The organism is Achromobacter sp. SLBN-14, assembly GCF_006715415.1.
In the GTDB taxonomy this organism is placed as follows: domain Bacteria; phylum Pseudomonadota; class Gammaproteobacteria; order Burkholderiales; family Burkholderiaceae_B; genus Achromobacter; species Achromobacter mucicolens.
The window spans coordinates 3,840,006-3,853,795 of the sequence record NZ_VFNE01000001.1; the positions used below are offsets into that span (position 1 = coordinate 3,840,006).

13 protein-coding genes are annotated in these 13,790 nt (G+C 67.3%); 8 read left to right on the top strand and 5 right to left on the bottom strand.

Annotation, left to right across the window (positions count from 1 at the left end; genetic code table 11):
- The first annotated feature begins 185 nt into the window (after positions 1–185).
- Together FBY20_RS17420 and FBY20_RS17425 are read left to right on the top strand one after the other, a co-directional pair.
- Entirely contained in the window at positions 186–1,271 is a 1,086-nt protein-coding gene (locus FBY20_RS17420; protein ID WP_174245476.1) for a P1 family peptidase, read from the top strand.
- 75 nt (positions 1,272–1,346) lie between these two features.
- On the top strand, positions 1,347–1,976 hold the full coding sequence (locus FBY20_RS17425) for a hemolysin III family protein (RefSeq protein ID WP_056326386.1): 630 nt from the start codon (positions 1,347–1,349) through the stop codon (positions 1,974–1,976).
- Positions 1,977–2,009: 33 nt separating this feature from the next.
- Here the strand turns inward: FBY20_RS17425 and FBY20_RS17430 are convergent, their stop codons facing one another.
- Positions 2,010–2,483 carry an Lrp/AsnC family transcriptional regulator gene (locus FBY20_RS17430; protein ID WP_142053685.1) on the bottom strand — a complete coding sequence of 158 codons (474 nt, stop codon included), beginning with the start codon at positions 2,481–2,483 and terminating at the stop codon, positions 2,010–2,012.
- A gap of 138 nt (positions 2,484–2,621) precedes the next feature.
- Between FBY20_RS17430 and kynU the strand changes: the two genes are divergently transcribed.
- Both kynU and FBY20_RS17440 read left to right on the top strand, forming a co-directional pair.
- Positions 2,622–3,872 (top strand): kynureninase, encoded by a 1,251-nt coding sequence (kynU, locus tag FBY20_RS17435; RefSeq protein ID WP_056326391.1) that lies wholly within the window; start codon positions 2,622–2,624, stop codon positions 3,870–3,872.
- 77 nt (positions 3,873–3,949) lie between these two features.
- Positions 3,950–5,356 (top strand): amino acid permease, encoded by a 1,407-nt coding sequence (locus FBY20_RS17440; RefSeq protein WP_062838690.1) that lies wholly within the window; start codon positions 3,950–3,952, stop codon positions 5,354–5,356.
- Between the two features lie 83 nt (positions 5,357–5,439).
- Here the strand turns inward: FBY20_RS17440 and FBY20_RS17445 are convergent, their stop codons facing one another.
- From FBY20_RS17445 to FBY20_RS17460, 4 genes are all read right to left on the bottom strand, one after another.
- Complete coding sequence (locus FBY20_RS17445; RefSeq protein ID WP_056326395.1) at positions 5,440–5,850, bottom strand: VOC family protein; 411 nt, start codon at positions 5,848–5,850, stop codon at positions 5,440–5,442.
- A 69-nt stretch (positions 5,851–5,919) separates the two neighbouring features.
- On the bottom strand, positions 5,920–6,609 hold the full coding sequence (locus tag FBY20_RS17450) for a YafY family protein (RefSeq protein WP_142053687.1): 690 nt from the start codon (positions 6,607–6,609) through the stop codon (positions 5,920–5,922).
- A gap of 117 nt (positions 6,610–6,726) precedes the next feature.
- Positions 6,727–7,584, bottom strand: a complete 858-nt coding sequence (locus tag FBY20_RS17455; protein WP_142053689.1) for a hypothetical protein — start codon at positions 7,582–7,584, stop codon at positions 6,727–6,729.
- Between the two features lie 146 nt (positions 7,585–7,730).
- A complete protein-coding gene (locus FBY20_RS17460; protein WP_142053691.1) occupies positions 7,731–8,198 on the bottom strand; it encodes a CopD family protein in 468 nt (155 codons plus the stop codon).
- 171 nt (positions 8,199–8,369) lie between these two features.
- Between FBY20_RS17460 and FBY20_RS17465 the strand changes: the two genes are divergently transcribed.
- The 4 genes from FBY20_RS17465 to FBY20_RS17480 all read left to right on the top strand — a co-directional run bounded on the left by FBY20_RS17465 (position 8,370) and on the right by FBY20_RS17480 (position 13,785).
- A complete protein-coding gene (locus FBY20_RS17465) occupies positions 8,370–8,879 on the top strand; it encodes a sigma-70 family RNA polymerase sigma factor (RefSeq protein WP_056326405.1) in 510 nt (169 codons plus the stop codon).
- Positions 8,858–9,868 (top strand): FecR domain-containing protein, encoded by a 1,011-nt coding sequence (locus tag FBY20_RS17470; protein ID WP_142053693.1) that lies wholly within the window; start codon positions 8,858–8,860, stop codon positions 9,866–9,868. Before FBY20_RS17465 ends, FBY20_RS17470 begins: the two co-directional genes overlap by 22 nt.
- 163 nt (positions 9,869–10,031) lie before the next feature.
- The gene (locus FBY20_RS17475) at positions 10,032–12,656 is read left to right on the top strand and encodes a TonB-dependent receptor (protein ID WP_142053695.1); all 2,625 of its coding nucleotides are present in this window, start codon (positions 10,032–10,034) and stop codon (positions 12,654–12,656) included.
- An 82-nt stretch (positions 12,657–12,738) separates the two neighbouring features.
- The gene (locus tag FBY20_RS17480) at positions 12,739–13,785 is read left to right on the top strand and encodes a hemin-degrading factor (protein WP_142053697.1); all 1,047 of its coding nucleotides are present in this window, start codon (positions 12,739–12,741) and stop codon (positions 13,783–13,785) included.
- The last annotated feature ends 5 nt before the right edge of the window (positions 13,786–13,790 follow it).

Sequence of the window (13,790 nt, forward strand, 5' to 3'; positions counted from 1 at the left end):
CAATGCTCCACGGATGATCACTGTGGAGAGCATGTGGGCCTGCAATGCCCTCCGGCGTAGCGGCACTCTAACAACCGGCCTATTTTTCCACAAAGCATAAGGAATAGTAAAAATATAGCCACAGGTCATATAGCGTTACCAGACACCCGGCGCAGTCGGCCCGGGATCCTTCAGGCATTACCTTGATGGAGACGGATGTGCAACAGCAATGGAACAGGCGCGCGTTCATGATGGCGGCCGCGGGCGCGGCGGCGGCGGGATCGATGCCCGCGCAAGGCGCCGGTGGCGCGGCGGCGCTGCCGGGCGGCGGCAGCATCACCGACGTGGCGGGCTTGCGGGTCGGGCATTACACGGAAACGCGTCGCCCTACCGGGTGCACGGTCATCATTGCCGACGCGGGCGCGACGGGCGGCGTGGACGTGCGCGGCGCGGCGCCGGGCACGCGCGAGACCGACCTGCTCAATCCGATCAACATGGTCGACAAGGTGCACGCGATCGTGCTGACGGGCGGCAGCGCGTTCGGGCTGGACGCGGCCTCGGGCGTGATGCGGTATCTGGAAGAAAAGAAGATCGGCTTTGATGTGGGCGTGGCCTTCGTGCCCATCGTGCCGAGCGCGGTGCTGTTCGACCTGGGCGTGGGCAATGCGTCGGTGCGGCCCGATGCCGCCGCGGGTTATCAGGCCTGCCGGGCCGCCACCGCCGACGCGCCCCAGGAAGGCAACGTGGGCGCGGGGGCGGGGGCGACGGTAGGCAAGCTATATGGTCCCCAGCGCGCCATGAAGGGCGGCATCGGCAGCGCGTCGCTGACCGTGGCGGGCGTGACGGTGGGAGCGATTGTCGCGGTCAACGCGGTGGGCGATGTGCTGGACCCCGCTACCGGGCGCATCCTGGCCGGCGCGCGCACGGCGGACGGCAGGACGCTGCACGACACCCGCGCGGCCATCCTGGCGGGCGATCTGCCCAAGTCCATGCGCGCGGGCGCGGCCACCACCATTGGCGCGGTGGCCACCGATGCGCGGCTCACCAAGGCCGAAGCCCAGAAGATCGCCGGCATGGCGCATGACGGCCTGGCTCGCACGATCAACCCCATCCACACCATGCTCGACGGCGACACGATCTTTGCGCTGGGCACGGGCGCGTCGGGCAAGACGGCCAACGTGATGCTGCTGGGCGTCATGGCGGCCGAAGCGATGGCGATCGCGGTGCAGCGCGCAGTCCTGGCCGCGCGCGCCATCGAAGGCTATCCGGCCGCGGTGGATTTCGTGGGGTGATGCCGCTGTCCCGCCGCTGTCATATAAGCGCGCCATGATGACAGGCGCCGGCATGCCGCCGGCGCGGGGGCGCACATGCAGGAAGGCGAACGACTCAATGGCGTGACGCATCTGGCCGGGCTGGCGCTGGCGGTGCTGGCATCCGGCGCATTGATCACGCGCGCGGCCGAGCTGCGGGTGGACACGCGCCAGATCATCAGTTGCGCGGTGTTCGCGGCGTCGATGATCGCGGTGTATGCGTCGTCTTCGCTGTTTCATTGCTCGCGGGGGCGCCGCAAGGAAATGTGGGCCAAGGCGGACCACTGCGCCATCTACCTGCTGATCGCCGGCACGTACACGCCGCTGGCGTTTGGCCCCGTGGACCATCGTTGGGGCGCCGCGATGGGCGTGGCGATCTGGCTGCTGGCCTTCGTGGGCATCAGCCGCGAACTCTGGTGGGCGCGCAACGCGCCGCCCGCCTTGCCGCTGTACCTGGCGATGGGCTGGCTGGGCGTGGCCTTCGCCGCCCCGATTGCAGGCGCGCTGTCGACGGCGGGGCTGACGTGGCTGCTGGCGGGCGCGGCCATCTATACCTGCGGCACGCTGTTCTACGCCAACGACCAGCGCTGGCGGCATGCGCACGGCATCTGGCACCTCTTCGTCATGGCTGGCACGGCCTGCCATTTCGTGACGGTGTTCGGGTTTCTGGAGCACGCGCCGGTATAGCGCGTTCCGGTTGCGGACGGCGGACGGAAGCGGCTATCGCCAAGCCGCCAGCGGCAGCATGCCCTCGCGGTTCTTCACCTTGCGCATGACGATGTGCGAGCACAGATCGCGCATGCCCGGGATCTTGCTGAGCTTGTCTTCGACAAAATTCGAAAACGCAGACAGGTTGCGCGTCCGCACGGTCAGGATGTAATTGGACGCGCCCGTGACGATGCAGGCTTCGGTGATCTCGTCGTGCAGCGCGATGCCCGCCATGAATTCCTCGTGCCAGCCGGCGCGCGACTGGTCCAGCGACACATGGACGATGGCTTCCAGCTCGAAGCCCAGTTTTTCGGCGTCCAGCACCGCGCGGTAGCAGCGGATGAGGCCGGCTTCTTCAAGCGCGCGCACGCGGCGCAGACAGGCGGACGGCGACAGCGCCACCTGTTCGGCCAGGTCCTGATTGCTGAGGTGTCCGTCCTCCTGCAGGCGGGCAAGTATGCGCTGGTCTATGGCGTCGATCTGCATGGCGCAATCCAGTTCGAAAAAATGATGGTGAATGCAATTTAATGCGGAAAACTCGGGTAAGTCACGACCGATTTTGCAATTTTTCGGACCGAGTGCGCTGATAGCATGTATCCCGAATCCAGTTGGAAGGAACGGAACATGAACACTCGTGAAGCCTGCGTCAACGCCGATCGCCAGGACCCCCTGGCTGGCGTGAAAGAACAATTCGATCTGCCGCCCGGCGTGCTCTACATGGACGGCAATTCCCTGGGCGTCCTGCCCAAGACCGCCGCCGCCCGCGCCGCGCAGGTCATCGCGGACGAATGGGGCAACGGCCTCATCCGCAGCTGGAACACGGCGGGGTGGTTCGACCTGCCGGCGCGCCTGGGCGACAAGCTGGGCCGCCTGCTGGGCGCGCGCGAGGGCGAACTGGTCGTCACCGACACCACGTCCCTCAACATCTTCAAGGCGCTGGCCGCCGCGCTGCGCATCCAGCAGCACAAACAACCCGCGCGCCGCGTCATCCTGTCCGAGCGCGACAACTTCCCCACCGACCTCTACATGATCCAGGGCATGATCGACCTGCTGCAGCAGGGCTACGAAATGCGCCTGATCGATGACGACCTGCCGCTGGACAAGGCGCTGGACGATTCCGTCGCCGTCATGCTGCTGTCCCACGTCAATTACCGCAGCGGCCAGATGCACGACATGGCCGCCGTGACGGCGAAGGCGCACGAGCGTGGCGCGCTGGCCATCTGGGACCTGGCGCATGCGGCCGGCGCGGTGCCCGTCGACCTGAATGGCGCCAACGCCGACTTCGCCGTGGGCTGCACGTACAAGTACCTGAACGGCGGCCCGGGTTCACCGGCCTTCATCTGGGTCGCGCCGCGCCATACCAAGGATTTCTGGCAGCCGCTGTCCGGCTGGTGGGGACACAGCCGCCCCTTCGACATGGCCGTGGCCTATGAGCCCGCGGGCGGCATCCGCCGCTACCTGTGCGGCACGCAGCCGATCGTGTCGCTGTCGCTGGTCGAGTGCGGCCTGGACGTGGCGCACGCCGCCGGCATGGACGAAGTCCGCAAGAAGTCGCTGGCGCTGGGCGACCTTTTCATCGACCTCGTTGAATCGCGTTGCGCCGGCCACCCGCTGACGCTGGTGACGCCGCGCACGCATGCCGATCGCGGCAGCCACGTGAGCTTTCGCCATCCCAACGGCTTTGAAGTCATGCAGGCATTGATCGCGCGCGGCGTGATCGGCGATTACCGCGAGCCCGAGGTCCTGCGTTTCGGCCTGACACCGCTGTATTTCGGCTATGCCGACGTGTGGGACGCGGTCGACATCCTGAAGGACGTGCTGGACAACCGGGAATGGGACAAGCCCGAGTTCAAGCAGCGGTCCGCCGTGACCTGATCGCCGGAAATCAGGCCTCATCGCGCCGGCCCCGGGGGCCGTACATCCAACAAGAATGCGCAGTACAGGAGGAGACAATGCAACAACAAAAGGGGTTCGGCCAGATCGCCGAACGCGAACAGGGACTCAAGCGCCGGCTGACGTCCGGCCAGATGAGCATGATCGCCATTGGCGGGGCCATAGGAACAGGGCTGTTCCTGGGCAGCAAATTCGCCATCGGCTTTGCCGGTCCCAGCGTGCTCATCAGCTATGCCATCGGCGGCGTCATCACGCTGCTGCTCATGGCCTGCCTGGCGGAAATGACGGTCGCGCATTCCACGTCCGGCTCGTTCGGCGCCTACGCCGAGCACTACATCGGCCCGCTTGCGGGCTTTTTGGTGCGTTATGCGTACTGGTCCTGCGTGGTGCTGGCCGTGGGCACCGAGGTCACGGCGGTGGCCAAGTACATGGCCTTCTGGTTTCCCAGTGTGCCGGGATGGCAGTGGGTCTGCGTATTTTCGGCGGCGCTCATCCTCATCAATGCCCTGAGCGTGAAGGCGTTCGGCACGATCGAATACTGGTTCTCGACCATCAAGATCAGCGCTATCGTGGGTTTCATCATCCTGGGCGCCTATGTGGTCTGGGGCGATCCGCAGTACGGCACCGCGAACTACACCGCGCATGGCGGGTTTTTTCCGAACGGCGTGTGGGGCATGTGGATCGCGGTCGTGATCTCGATCTTCAGCTATCTGAGCGTCGAGATGATCGCCGTGGCGGCCGGCGAAGCCGAAGACCCGGAACGTGCGGTCAAGCAGGCGTTTCGCGCCACCATCGTCCGGCTGGTCGTGTTCTATCTGCTGACGCTGGCGCTGATCCTGGCCATCGTGCCCTGGAATGAAGCCGGCAAGGACGGCAGCCCCTTCGTGAAGGTGATGCAGGTGCTGGATATTCCGGGGGCGGCGGGCGTCATCAATTTCATCGTGCTGGTGGCTGCGCTGTCGGCCATGAACAGCCAGCTCTACATCACCACGCGCATGATGTTCAGCCTGTCGCGGGCGGGTCACGCGCCGTCGGCGATGGGCCGGCTGTCCCGCAACGGCACGCCGCTGAACGCGCTGCTGCTGTCCACCAGCGGCATCGCCATCGCCACGGTGCTGAACGTGCTTTATCCGGAAACGGCCTTCACGCTGATGATGGCGATCTCGATGTTCGGTGCGCTCTTTACCTGGATGATGATCTTTGTCACGCATTACTTCTTTCGCCGCCGCTGGGTGCGTGAGGGCGGCGCGAAGCTGTCATTCCGCATGCCGGGATTTCCGGTGCTGACGCTGCTGGGCGCGGGGGCGATGCTGGCGATTCTGGTGACCACGTACTTCACCAGTGTCTTCAAGCTGACGCTGGTGTTTGGCGTGCCGTTTCTTGTGCTGCTGGCCGCGGCGTATTACCTGCTGTTCAAGAAGCGCGGCGAAGCGGTGGCCATGAGCGCGCGCCGGCAGCGTGCGTGATGCATTATCGGCGGCCGCGCTCAAAGGCGCGGCCGTTTGCCGTCAAGCGGCCGTTTGCGGCCAATACGGCCGCCGAAATGCCTTCAAACGGCGGCGACCGCGCGCTCTGTCCGGACGGCAGCCGGTTCCGGCGCGGGGGCGAATACCCGCAGGCGGTGGCCGTCGGGATCCAGCGCCACAAAGGTGCGGCCAAAGTCCATGTCGGTAGGCGCCTGCAGGATGGGCAGGCCGCGCAGGCTCCAGTCCACATGACGCTGGTTGACCGCGTCGGCATCCGCCACGGTGAATGCCAGTTCGGACGCGCCGCCGCGTCCGGCCGCGGGGGGCGCCACGGTGTAGCGCGACCACAATCCCAGCATCAGTCCGGAGTCGAGCGCAAACAGCGCGAACGTGGGCGAGGACTCGACGGGCGGGCGCTGCAGCAGCGCGCTGTAGAAGGCGGCGCTGGCCTGCGGTTTTTCCACATACAGAATGACGAAATTGGTGTCTGACATGATGCGCTCCAGGGGGGTGATGCGCTCATGATAGGCAGGGGTACTGTCAGATTTTGGCAGTAGTCGATATCAATTCTTGCGGGCCTCGTGATCGAGCGCGCGCCACTCCTTGAGCAGGATGTGGCGGCGCCTGGGATATCGGCCTGCAATTGTCAGCGTCGCGATGCGGTCGGTGCGGAAATGCCGGAAGTCGCCGCGCAATTCGCACCAGGCCATCACCAGCCGCACGCTGTCGAAAAAGCCCAGCGCGAACGGCCAGATGATCCGGTTGGAGTCGGCGCCCTTGTCATCGCGGTACGTGATTTCCAGCTTCTGTTCGCCGCGGATCGCCTGGCGGATCAGCGACACGTCCACGCGATCCGTGACGGCCACGGCGCTGGGCGCGACCAGCAGCGGGATGGCGTCGAGCTCGTCCCGTAATTCCTGCGGCAGCACCGCGCCGATCTTGGCCAGCGCATTGCTGGCGGCCAGCCCCAGGCGTTCGTCCGAGCGGCGCGCCACCCAGCGCGTGCCCAGCACCAGCGCCTCGATCTCTTCGGTGCTGAACATCAGCGGCGGCAGCATGAAGCCGGGCCGCAGCACGTAGCCCACGCCGGGTTCTCCCTCGATCTCGGCGCCCTGACATTGCAGAGTGGCGATGTCGCGATACAGCGTGCGCAGGCTGACGCCCATTTCGGCCGCAAGCCGATGGCCGCTGACGGGCAGGCGGTGGCGGCGCAGGGTCTGGAGCAGGTCCAGGAGGCGTTCAGTGCGGGACATGGGGGCGGGCGCAGGGCGGACGGCGCAATACTGCCATGAAATGGCAGCAGGCGGGAACAGTCTGCCGCGGATCGTCCCCGATCTTCAACGCCGTTTGCCAGCCCTACCTGCCCGGCCTTAGTTGCGGACCGGCTTGCCCGACGCGACGTCCAGCACCGACCCGTCCTCCAGGCTGACGCGGTAGATCTCGCGCACGACGTTGCCGGCAAAGCCGATCTCCACGATCGAGACGTCCTTGAACGTGGTCTGGATGCCGTCGGGCAGCACGGCGTTGAACTTGTCCGATTCGGCCTTCATGGCTTCCTGCATGCGCGCGTCGTAGGGCGTCATGCTGTAGACCAGCGTGGTGTGCGGGTTGTGCGCGCGGACTTCCTTGCCGTCCTGCACGGTGTTCACGCCGCTTACGCCCAGCGTCTTGACCAGCTCCTTGCCGGCGTCGCTCATCTTGGCGTAGACCGGGCCCGTCACGCGCGGCAGCGGGCCGTCGCGCAGCGGGGCAAGAGCGGCGGTGGCCACGGTGTTGTAGCGCATCATGTCCTCGAAGCCCTGGCCGCTCTTGACGACGCCCAGGTCCAGCCACCACGGATGGCCCGCGCCCTTGGCGGCCTCGGTGGGATAGAAGGTCTTCAGTGTCACGGGCAGCGGTCCGGGCGGCTTGGGCAGCGCCTTGAGCATGCGCGCGGGCGTCTGCGGATCGGCGTTATGGATGTGGACCACGGTCACGTGCGGCAGGTTGGGCGTGTCGGCCTCGGTTTTCAGGCCGAGCACGATGAGGTCCTGCTTGAGGGTGCCGTTGACCTTGGCGTCGAGGATGGCGTTGACCTCGGCCGGCAGGCGGTAAACCACGCCGTAGGTGGCCTGGTGCGCGCGGAACCCGGGTTGGGCGAGGGCGCTGTTGTCGATGGGCTCGGCGTGGACGGCGCCGGTGGTGGCGAGAAGGCCGATGGCGGCCAGATGCAATGCACGTTTGATCATGGGTGTTCCCTGTTTTTGTGGACGTGACCCGCGAGAGTCATCCGCAGTGTGGCCAACGGGGATGTACGGCGTATTGCACCAAGGCCAAGATTTCCGATGGCAACCGGCAATTGTCCGATCGGTCCGGGGGGCGGCACGCCCCTTCGCTAGCCCAGGAACATGACGCCCACGATGGCGATGCCCAGCAGCAGGTTCACGCCGACCCAGCGCCGGATGCCGGCCATCGCGCGGCCGCCCGCCGGCCAGTCGGACGCCGCCACGGCCGTGGCCAGCCGCTTGTACAGCGCGAAGCGGATGTGGCCGAAGATCGCGATCATCACGATGCCGCCGCTGGCCATCAGCGTCCAGTTCCGGGGCATGAAGAACGCGCCGCCGGTCTGGGCGGCCTGGCTGGCCGACGCGCCGATCATCCAGGCGCCCGTCACCAGAATCAGGACGATGGCCCCCAGCACGGCGTTCAGAAACGGCCCCAGCACCGACGCCATGAGCGGCAACCGCACGGGAGGCTCCAGCTTGGCGGCCGCCGGCCGCAGAAAACAGTGGGCAAAGAGCATGCCGCCCACCCAAAGGATCACGGCCATGACGTGGACGAATTGCAGGACGGCGTAGAGCATGGGGATCAGCCTGTAGAAAGCGGCGCCACGGAAGGCGGCGCGTGTGGTTGGGATGATATATGGCGCGAAGCCGGCGCGCGGACTTGACCTGGATCATGGTTTTGCATTTAGAATGAGATTGATTTCTATTTGTAGTTGTGATTTTTGCAGTTGTGAGTCAGGGAGCCATCCGTGCCGAATTCCGTGCTCGCCTCGGGCGACGCCGTCAACCTGCTGTACCGCGCCCATCACGGATGGCTGCATGGCTGGCTGCGCGCCAAACTGGGCAACAGCTTCGATGCCGCCGATCTTGCGCAGGACACGTTCGTGCGTGTGTTGCGCCACCGGCACGAACTGAATGCGCTGCGTGAACCCCGCGCCTACCTGACCACCATCGCGAAGCGCCTGCTGCTGAACCACCATCGCCGCCGCTCGGTCGAGCAGGCGTACATGGAGGCGCTGGCGCTGATGCCCGAGGCGCTGGCGCCGTCCGCGGAGCAGCGTCTCATCATCCTGGAAACGCTGCAGGAGATCGAAGAAATGCTGGCCGGCCTGTCGCTGCCCGCCCGCCAGGCGTTCCTGATGGCGCAGCTGGAGGGGCTGAGCCACGCCGAGATCGCCAGCCGGCTCGATGTGTCGCTGCGCACGGTGCATCGCTACATCACCAAGGGACTCGAGCAATGCATCATGGCGGTGATGTGAGCGCGCAGGCCGATCCGGCGGGCGAGCTGCCCGCCGTCGAACGCAACGTCGCGCGCGAGGCCGCGCGCTGGCTGTTGCGCCTGAGCTCGGAACGCGCCACCGACGCCGACGTCCATGCCTGCGCCCAATGGCGCGCCAGCAAGGCCGAACACGAACATGCCTGGCAGCGGGCGCAACGCGTGAATGCGCGCTTCGGGCTGATTCCGTCGGCGCTGGGCATGGCGGCGCTGAATCGCCCGGATCTGAAGTCCCGCCGCGCCGCCGTCAAGACGCTGATCGCACTGATCGTGGCGGGGCCGGCAGGCTGGGCCGCATGGCGGGCCGATCCCCTGGACTGGCGCGCGGACTACCGCAGCGCCGCGGGCGAGCGGCGCGACGTGGTGCTGGCCGACGGGTCGACGCTGCATCTGAACACCTCCAGCGCCGTCGACGTGCTGTTTGACGACGCGACGCGGCTGTTGCGCTTGCGCGGCGGCGAGATCGCCGTGCACGCGGTGGCCGATCCCGCCAGCCATCCGCGCCCGTTCATCGTGCGCACGCGGCTGGGCGATATCGAAGCCCAGGCCTCGCGCTTCTGCGTGCGCCAGGAGGGTGGACGCTGTCAGCTCAGCGTGCAGGAAGGGCGCGTGCGCGTCGCCAGCAGCGGGCAGCCAGGGCATTACGTCGACGTGTCGGCCGGCGAGCAGAGCCAGCTGTCGCCCGGGTCCGTGGCCGTGGCCACGCCCGCGGACCCGCACGCCAGCGACTGGCTGCGCGGCGTGCTGTACGCCAGCGCGCTGCGGCTGGATGCCTTTGCGGCCGAACTGGGCCGCTACCGCCAGGGCATCGTGCGCTGCGATCCCGACATCGCGCACCTGCGCATTTCTGGCGCCTTCCAGTTGCACGACACCGATGCGGTGCTCGCTGCGCTGCCCGCGACCCTGCCCGTGCAGGTGCGTTACCGCACGCCGTATTGGGTGACGATCCTGCCGCGCGACGCCGCGGCATGAGGCCGGGCGAAGACATGACAGGCCGCTCGCGCGTCGTGTTGGCGGGCGCGATTTCCAGCGCACCGAAATTTTTTCGATCCTTGTTGTCCGGTTTTGAATTCACGAGGGTCATGGTCTGTATGGGCACACAGATGCCGATACCTGTTGGATCGAAAGGACGACCATGGCTTACTACCCCGCCGGCCGCGCAAGCGGCTCCCGATCAGCCCGAGGCGCGCAATGCCGGCTGACCCGTCTGGCCGCCGCCGTGCACGCGGCGCTGGCCTTGTGCGCGGCATCCGCCGCGATGCTGCCGATGTCCGCCGCGCAGGCGCAGGGGGCCGCGGCGGCGCAGGCCGGCATGCGCGGCTACAGCATCCCGGCCGGGGCGCTGGCGGATGCGTTGCCGCGCTTTGCGGACAGCGCCGGCGTGACCGTGCTGTTCGACGCGGCGCTGGTGGGGCAACGGCGCACTGCGGGATTGCAGGGGGCCTATTCCGTGCATGAGGGGTTCTCGCGTCTGCTGGCCGGCAGCGGACTGGGCGTGCAGGAACGCAGCGCGGGCGTCTTCGTGTTGCAAGCCCTGCCGCAGGGCGGCGTGACGCAGCTTGCGCCGGTGCGGATCGACGGCGAGGCCGCCGTCGTCACGCCGGCCTGGGACACCAGCACCGACCGCCGCCGCATGGACGATCTGCAGATCCGGAACTGGACCGACCTGGGCCGGCGCGCCGAACCGGGCGTGAACTTCAATCGCACGACCAATAGCATCAATATCCGCGGCCTCGACCAGGACCGCGTGCTGACCCGCGTGGACGGCATCCGCCTGCCGTGGCTGGACGACGGCGCGCGCGGCGTGAAAGGCGGCCTGGAGGCCGTGGACTTCAACAGCCTGTCGCGCCTGGACATCGTGCGCGGCGCGGACGCGACCGGCGGCGGCTCCGGCGCCATCTCGGGCATCGCCGACCTGCACACGCTGAACCCCGCGGACTTGCTGAGCGGCGGCAAGACCTTCGGCGCGCTGGCCAAGACCGACTTCGACTCCGCGGACAACAGCTGGGGCGCCAACGCCGCGCTGGCCGGGCAGATCCACAGCAACACGTTCTGGCTGGTGCAGGCGGGTGTGCGCAACGGTCACGAGCTGGACAACCGGGGCGACGTCGGCGGCTACGGCGCCACCCGCAGCGAGCCCAGCCCAGAAGACTACGACCAGCGCAGCTTCCTTCTGAAGCTGCAGCAGCGCGTGGACGGCGCGCATCTGTTCGGCCTGACGGGCGAATACTTCAAGCGCAATGCCGACATCGATAACATGTGGGAGCAAGGCCCCGGCACCAGCTACCTCATCGGCGAAAACAGCACGCGCAAGGAAACCGAGCGCGAGCGGGTGTCGTTCGACTACACGTACACGGCGCCGGACTCGGGCGGCCTCATCGACACGGCCCACGCCGTCGTGTACTGGCAGCGCGTGCGCCTGGACAACTCGCTCACCGGCATCCGCGGCGTCGACGCGCGTGCTCGCATTATTCCGGGCGATCCGTTCCGCTACGGCTTTCCCAACGGGCCGTATGGCCGCAGCAACTCGATCCAGCAGACGCTCTTTGGCGCCAGCACGGAATTGACCAAGCGCATCGCGGGCGCGTCGGTGTCGCAACTGTGGTCGTTCGGCGGCGAGTGGTACGGCAACAAGACCGAGCAGAACTCCAGCGGCTATGACAATTGCCCGGTGATCCGTCCGGGCACACCCGCGCCGTTCGGTCCGCGTGCGTGCGACATGCTGCACACCAACCAGGCCGACGTGCCGCAGTCCAAGGGCGACCAGTGGGCGCTGTGGGTGCAGGACGAGTTCAGCTTTGCCGACGGGCGCTACACGCTGGCCCCCGCCTTGCGCTACGACCACTACGAGCAACGGCCGCAGTCCACGGCCGGCTACGAAAGCAATCCCAACGCGGGCGCGCTGCCGCCCAGCAACAGCGGCAGCCGCTTCTCACCCAAGCTGCTGGGCACGTGGCGGGCGGCCGAGCAGCTCAGCCTCTATGCGCAGTACGCCTACGGCTTCAAGGCGCCCAGCGCCACGCAGCTCTACACCAACTATGGCGGCCCGGGCACCTATCTGCGCGTGGGCAATCCGTACCTGAAACCGGAGACCAGCAAGGGCTGGGAACTGGGCGCCAAGATGGGGTCCGACGACCTGGGCGGTGCAGTATCGTTCTTTGATAATCGCTATCGGAACTTTATCGATGGCGATGTGCCGCTGAACGCCAGTTCGCCGCAGTGGCAGCCGGGTTGGGCAGGGCAGTATCCGCTGGGCGTGACGGGCAACGTCAACCGCGCCAAGGTCCGCATCTACGGCGCCGAGGCAAGCGCGCACTGGAAGTTCGCGCCGGGCTGGCGCACGTGGGGTTCGCTGGCGTGGGCAGTGGGCAAGGACGAGGGCACGGGGCAGTACCTGAATTCCGTGGCGCCGCTGAAGGCGGTGCTGGGCTTGGGGTATGGCCGCGACGTGTGGGGCGTGGACGCCATGCTGACCACGGCGATGCAGCGCAACAAGGTCGAGTACCCCGAGGCGTCGGCCGACGCGCCCAATCCCGACTTCAAGGCGCCGGGCTACGGCGTGGTCGACCTGATGGGCTACTGGCGTCCGGCCGCGGTGAAGGGCTTGCAGGTGCAGGCGGGCGTTTTCAACCTGTTCGACAAGAAGTACTGGGAGGCCATCAACGTGCCGACCGCTGGCGCCACCGCGATTCCGCGCCCGGTGGACTGGTACACGGAACCGGGACGCAGCGTGCGCGTCTCGCTGACGTATCAATATTGAGCTCGGTCCGCCGCCATTCGGCGTTGACCGGACCCGGCGGCGGTTTTCAGCAATGTGTTTTGCACTGGCCGGAGGGCCTACGATGACGACTACCGATTTCACCACCCGCGCGCAAGCACTGCGCGCTCGCAACGAGGCGCTCGCCGCCTCGCAACCCGGGCTGCGCGCCCGCAATCTGGCGCAAGCCCTGGGCGTGTCCGAGGCCGAATGGGTGGCCGCGGGCTGTGGCGGGGTACAGGCGACGGCGCTCATTGGCACGCCGCAGGAGATCTTCCGCGAGCTGGGCACGCTGGGCGAGGTCATGGCGCTGACGCGCAACGACTGGTGTGTGCACGAGCGCCACGGCCGGTATGAGGACATCCAGGCCGACGGTCCGGTAGGCCTGGTGCTGGGGCCGGACATCGACCTGCGCGTTTTCTTTACCGCCTGGAAGTCGGCCTGGTCGGTCGAGCAGGATGGCCGCCGCAGCCTGCAGTTCTTCGACGGCGCGGGCGTGGCGGTGCACAAGGTCTACCGTACCGACGGCACGGATGCCGCCGCGTGGGACGCGCTGGTTGCGCGATTTGCGGGCCAGGCGCAGTGGCCCGTCACGCAAGCCTACGCGCCGTCTTCGGACGCCGCGCAGGTCGAGGACGCGCAAGCGTGGCGCGAGGCCTGGCTGGCCATGAAGGACACGCACGAGTTCTTCCCGCTCCTGCGCAAGTTCAAGGTGTCGCGCCTGGCGGCGCTGTCGGCCGCGGGTGAAGACCTGGCGCAGCCGGTGCCGGCCGACGCCGTCGAGCGCATGCTGCAGGCCGCCTCGGAATCGGGCCTGCGCATCATGTGCTTCGTCGGCAACCGCGGCATGATCCAGATTCATTCCGGACCGGTGCAGTCGCTGCGCCGCACGGGGCCGTGGTTCAACGTGCTGGATCCCAAGTTCAACCTGCACCTGGACACCACCGCGATCGCCTCGGCGTGGGTGGTCAACAAGCCCACGACGGACGGTTGGGTCACCTCGCTCGAGGTGTATGCCAGCACGGGCGACCTGATCGTGCAGTTCTTTGGCGAACGCAAGCCCGGCCAGCCGGAAATCCCGCAATGGCGCGAAATGATGGTCGGCCTGTGCAGCGCGCCGCTGGCCGCTTGAGCCCC

Excerpts from the sequence above, each read along its gene's own strand:
- FBY20_RS17480 (WP_142053697.1), top strand. The coding sequence starts at position 12,739 with ATGACGACTACCGATTTCACCACCCGCGCGCAAGCACTGCGCGCTCGC.
- FBY20_RS17445 (WP_056326395.1), bottom strand. The coding sequence starts at position 5,850 with ATGTCAGACACCAATTTCGTCATTCTGTATGTGGAAAAACCGCAGGCC.
- FBY20_RS17455 (WP_142053689.1), bottom strand. The coding sequence starts at position 7,584 with ATGATCAAACGTGCATTGCATCTGGCCGCCATCGGCCTTCTCGCCACC.
- FBY20_RS17430 (WP_142053685.1), bottom strand. The coding sequence starts at position 2,483 with ATGCAGATCGACGCCATAGACCAGCGCATACTTGCCCGCCTGCAGGAG.
- FBY20_RS17425 (WP_056326386.1), top strand. The coding sequence starts at position 1,347 with ATGCAGGAAGGCGAACGACTCAATGGCGTGACGCATCTGGCCGGGCTG.
- FBY20_RS17470 (WP_142053693.1), top strand. The coding sequence starts at position 8,858 with ATGCATCATGGCGGTGATGTGAGCGCGCAGGCCGATCCGGCGGGCGAG.
- FBY20_RS17460 (WP_142053691.1), bottom strand. The coding sequence starts at position 8,198 with ATGCTCTACGCCGTCCTGCAATTCGTCCACGTCATGGCCGTGATCCTT.
- FBY20_RS17440 (WP_062838690.1), top strand. The coding sequence starts at position 3,950 with ATGCAACAACAAAAGGGGTTCGGCCAGATCGCCGAACGCGAACAGGGA.
- FBY20_RS17420 (WP_174245476.1), top strand. The coding sequence starts at position 186 with ATGGAGACGGATGTGCAACAGCAATGGAACAGGCGCGCGTTCATGATG.
- FBY20_RS17450 (WP_142053687.1), bottom strand. The coding sequence starts at position 6,609 with ATGTCCCGCACTGAACGCCTCCTGGACCTGCTCCAGACCCTGCGCCGC.
- FBY20_RS17475 (WP_142053695.1), top strand. The coding sequence starts at position 10,032 with ATGGCTTACTACCCCGCCGGCCGCGCAAGCGGCTCCCGATCAGCCCGA.
- kynU (WP_056326391.1), top strand. The coding sequence starts at position 2,622 with ATGAACACTCGTGAAGCCTGCGTCAACGCCGATCGCCAGGACCCCCTG.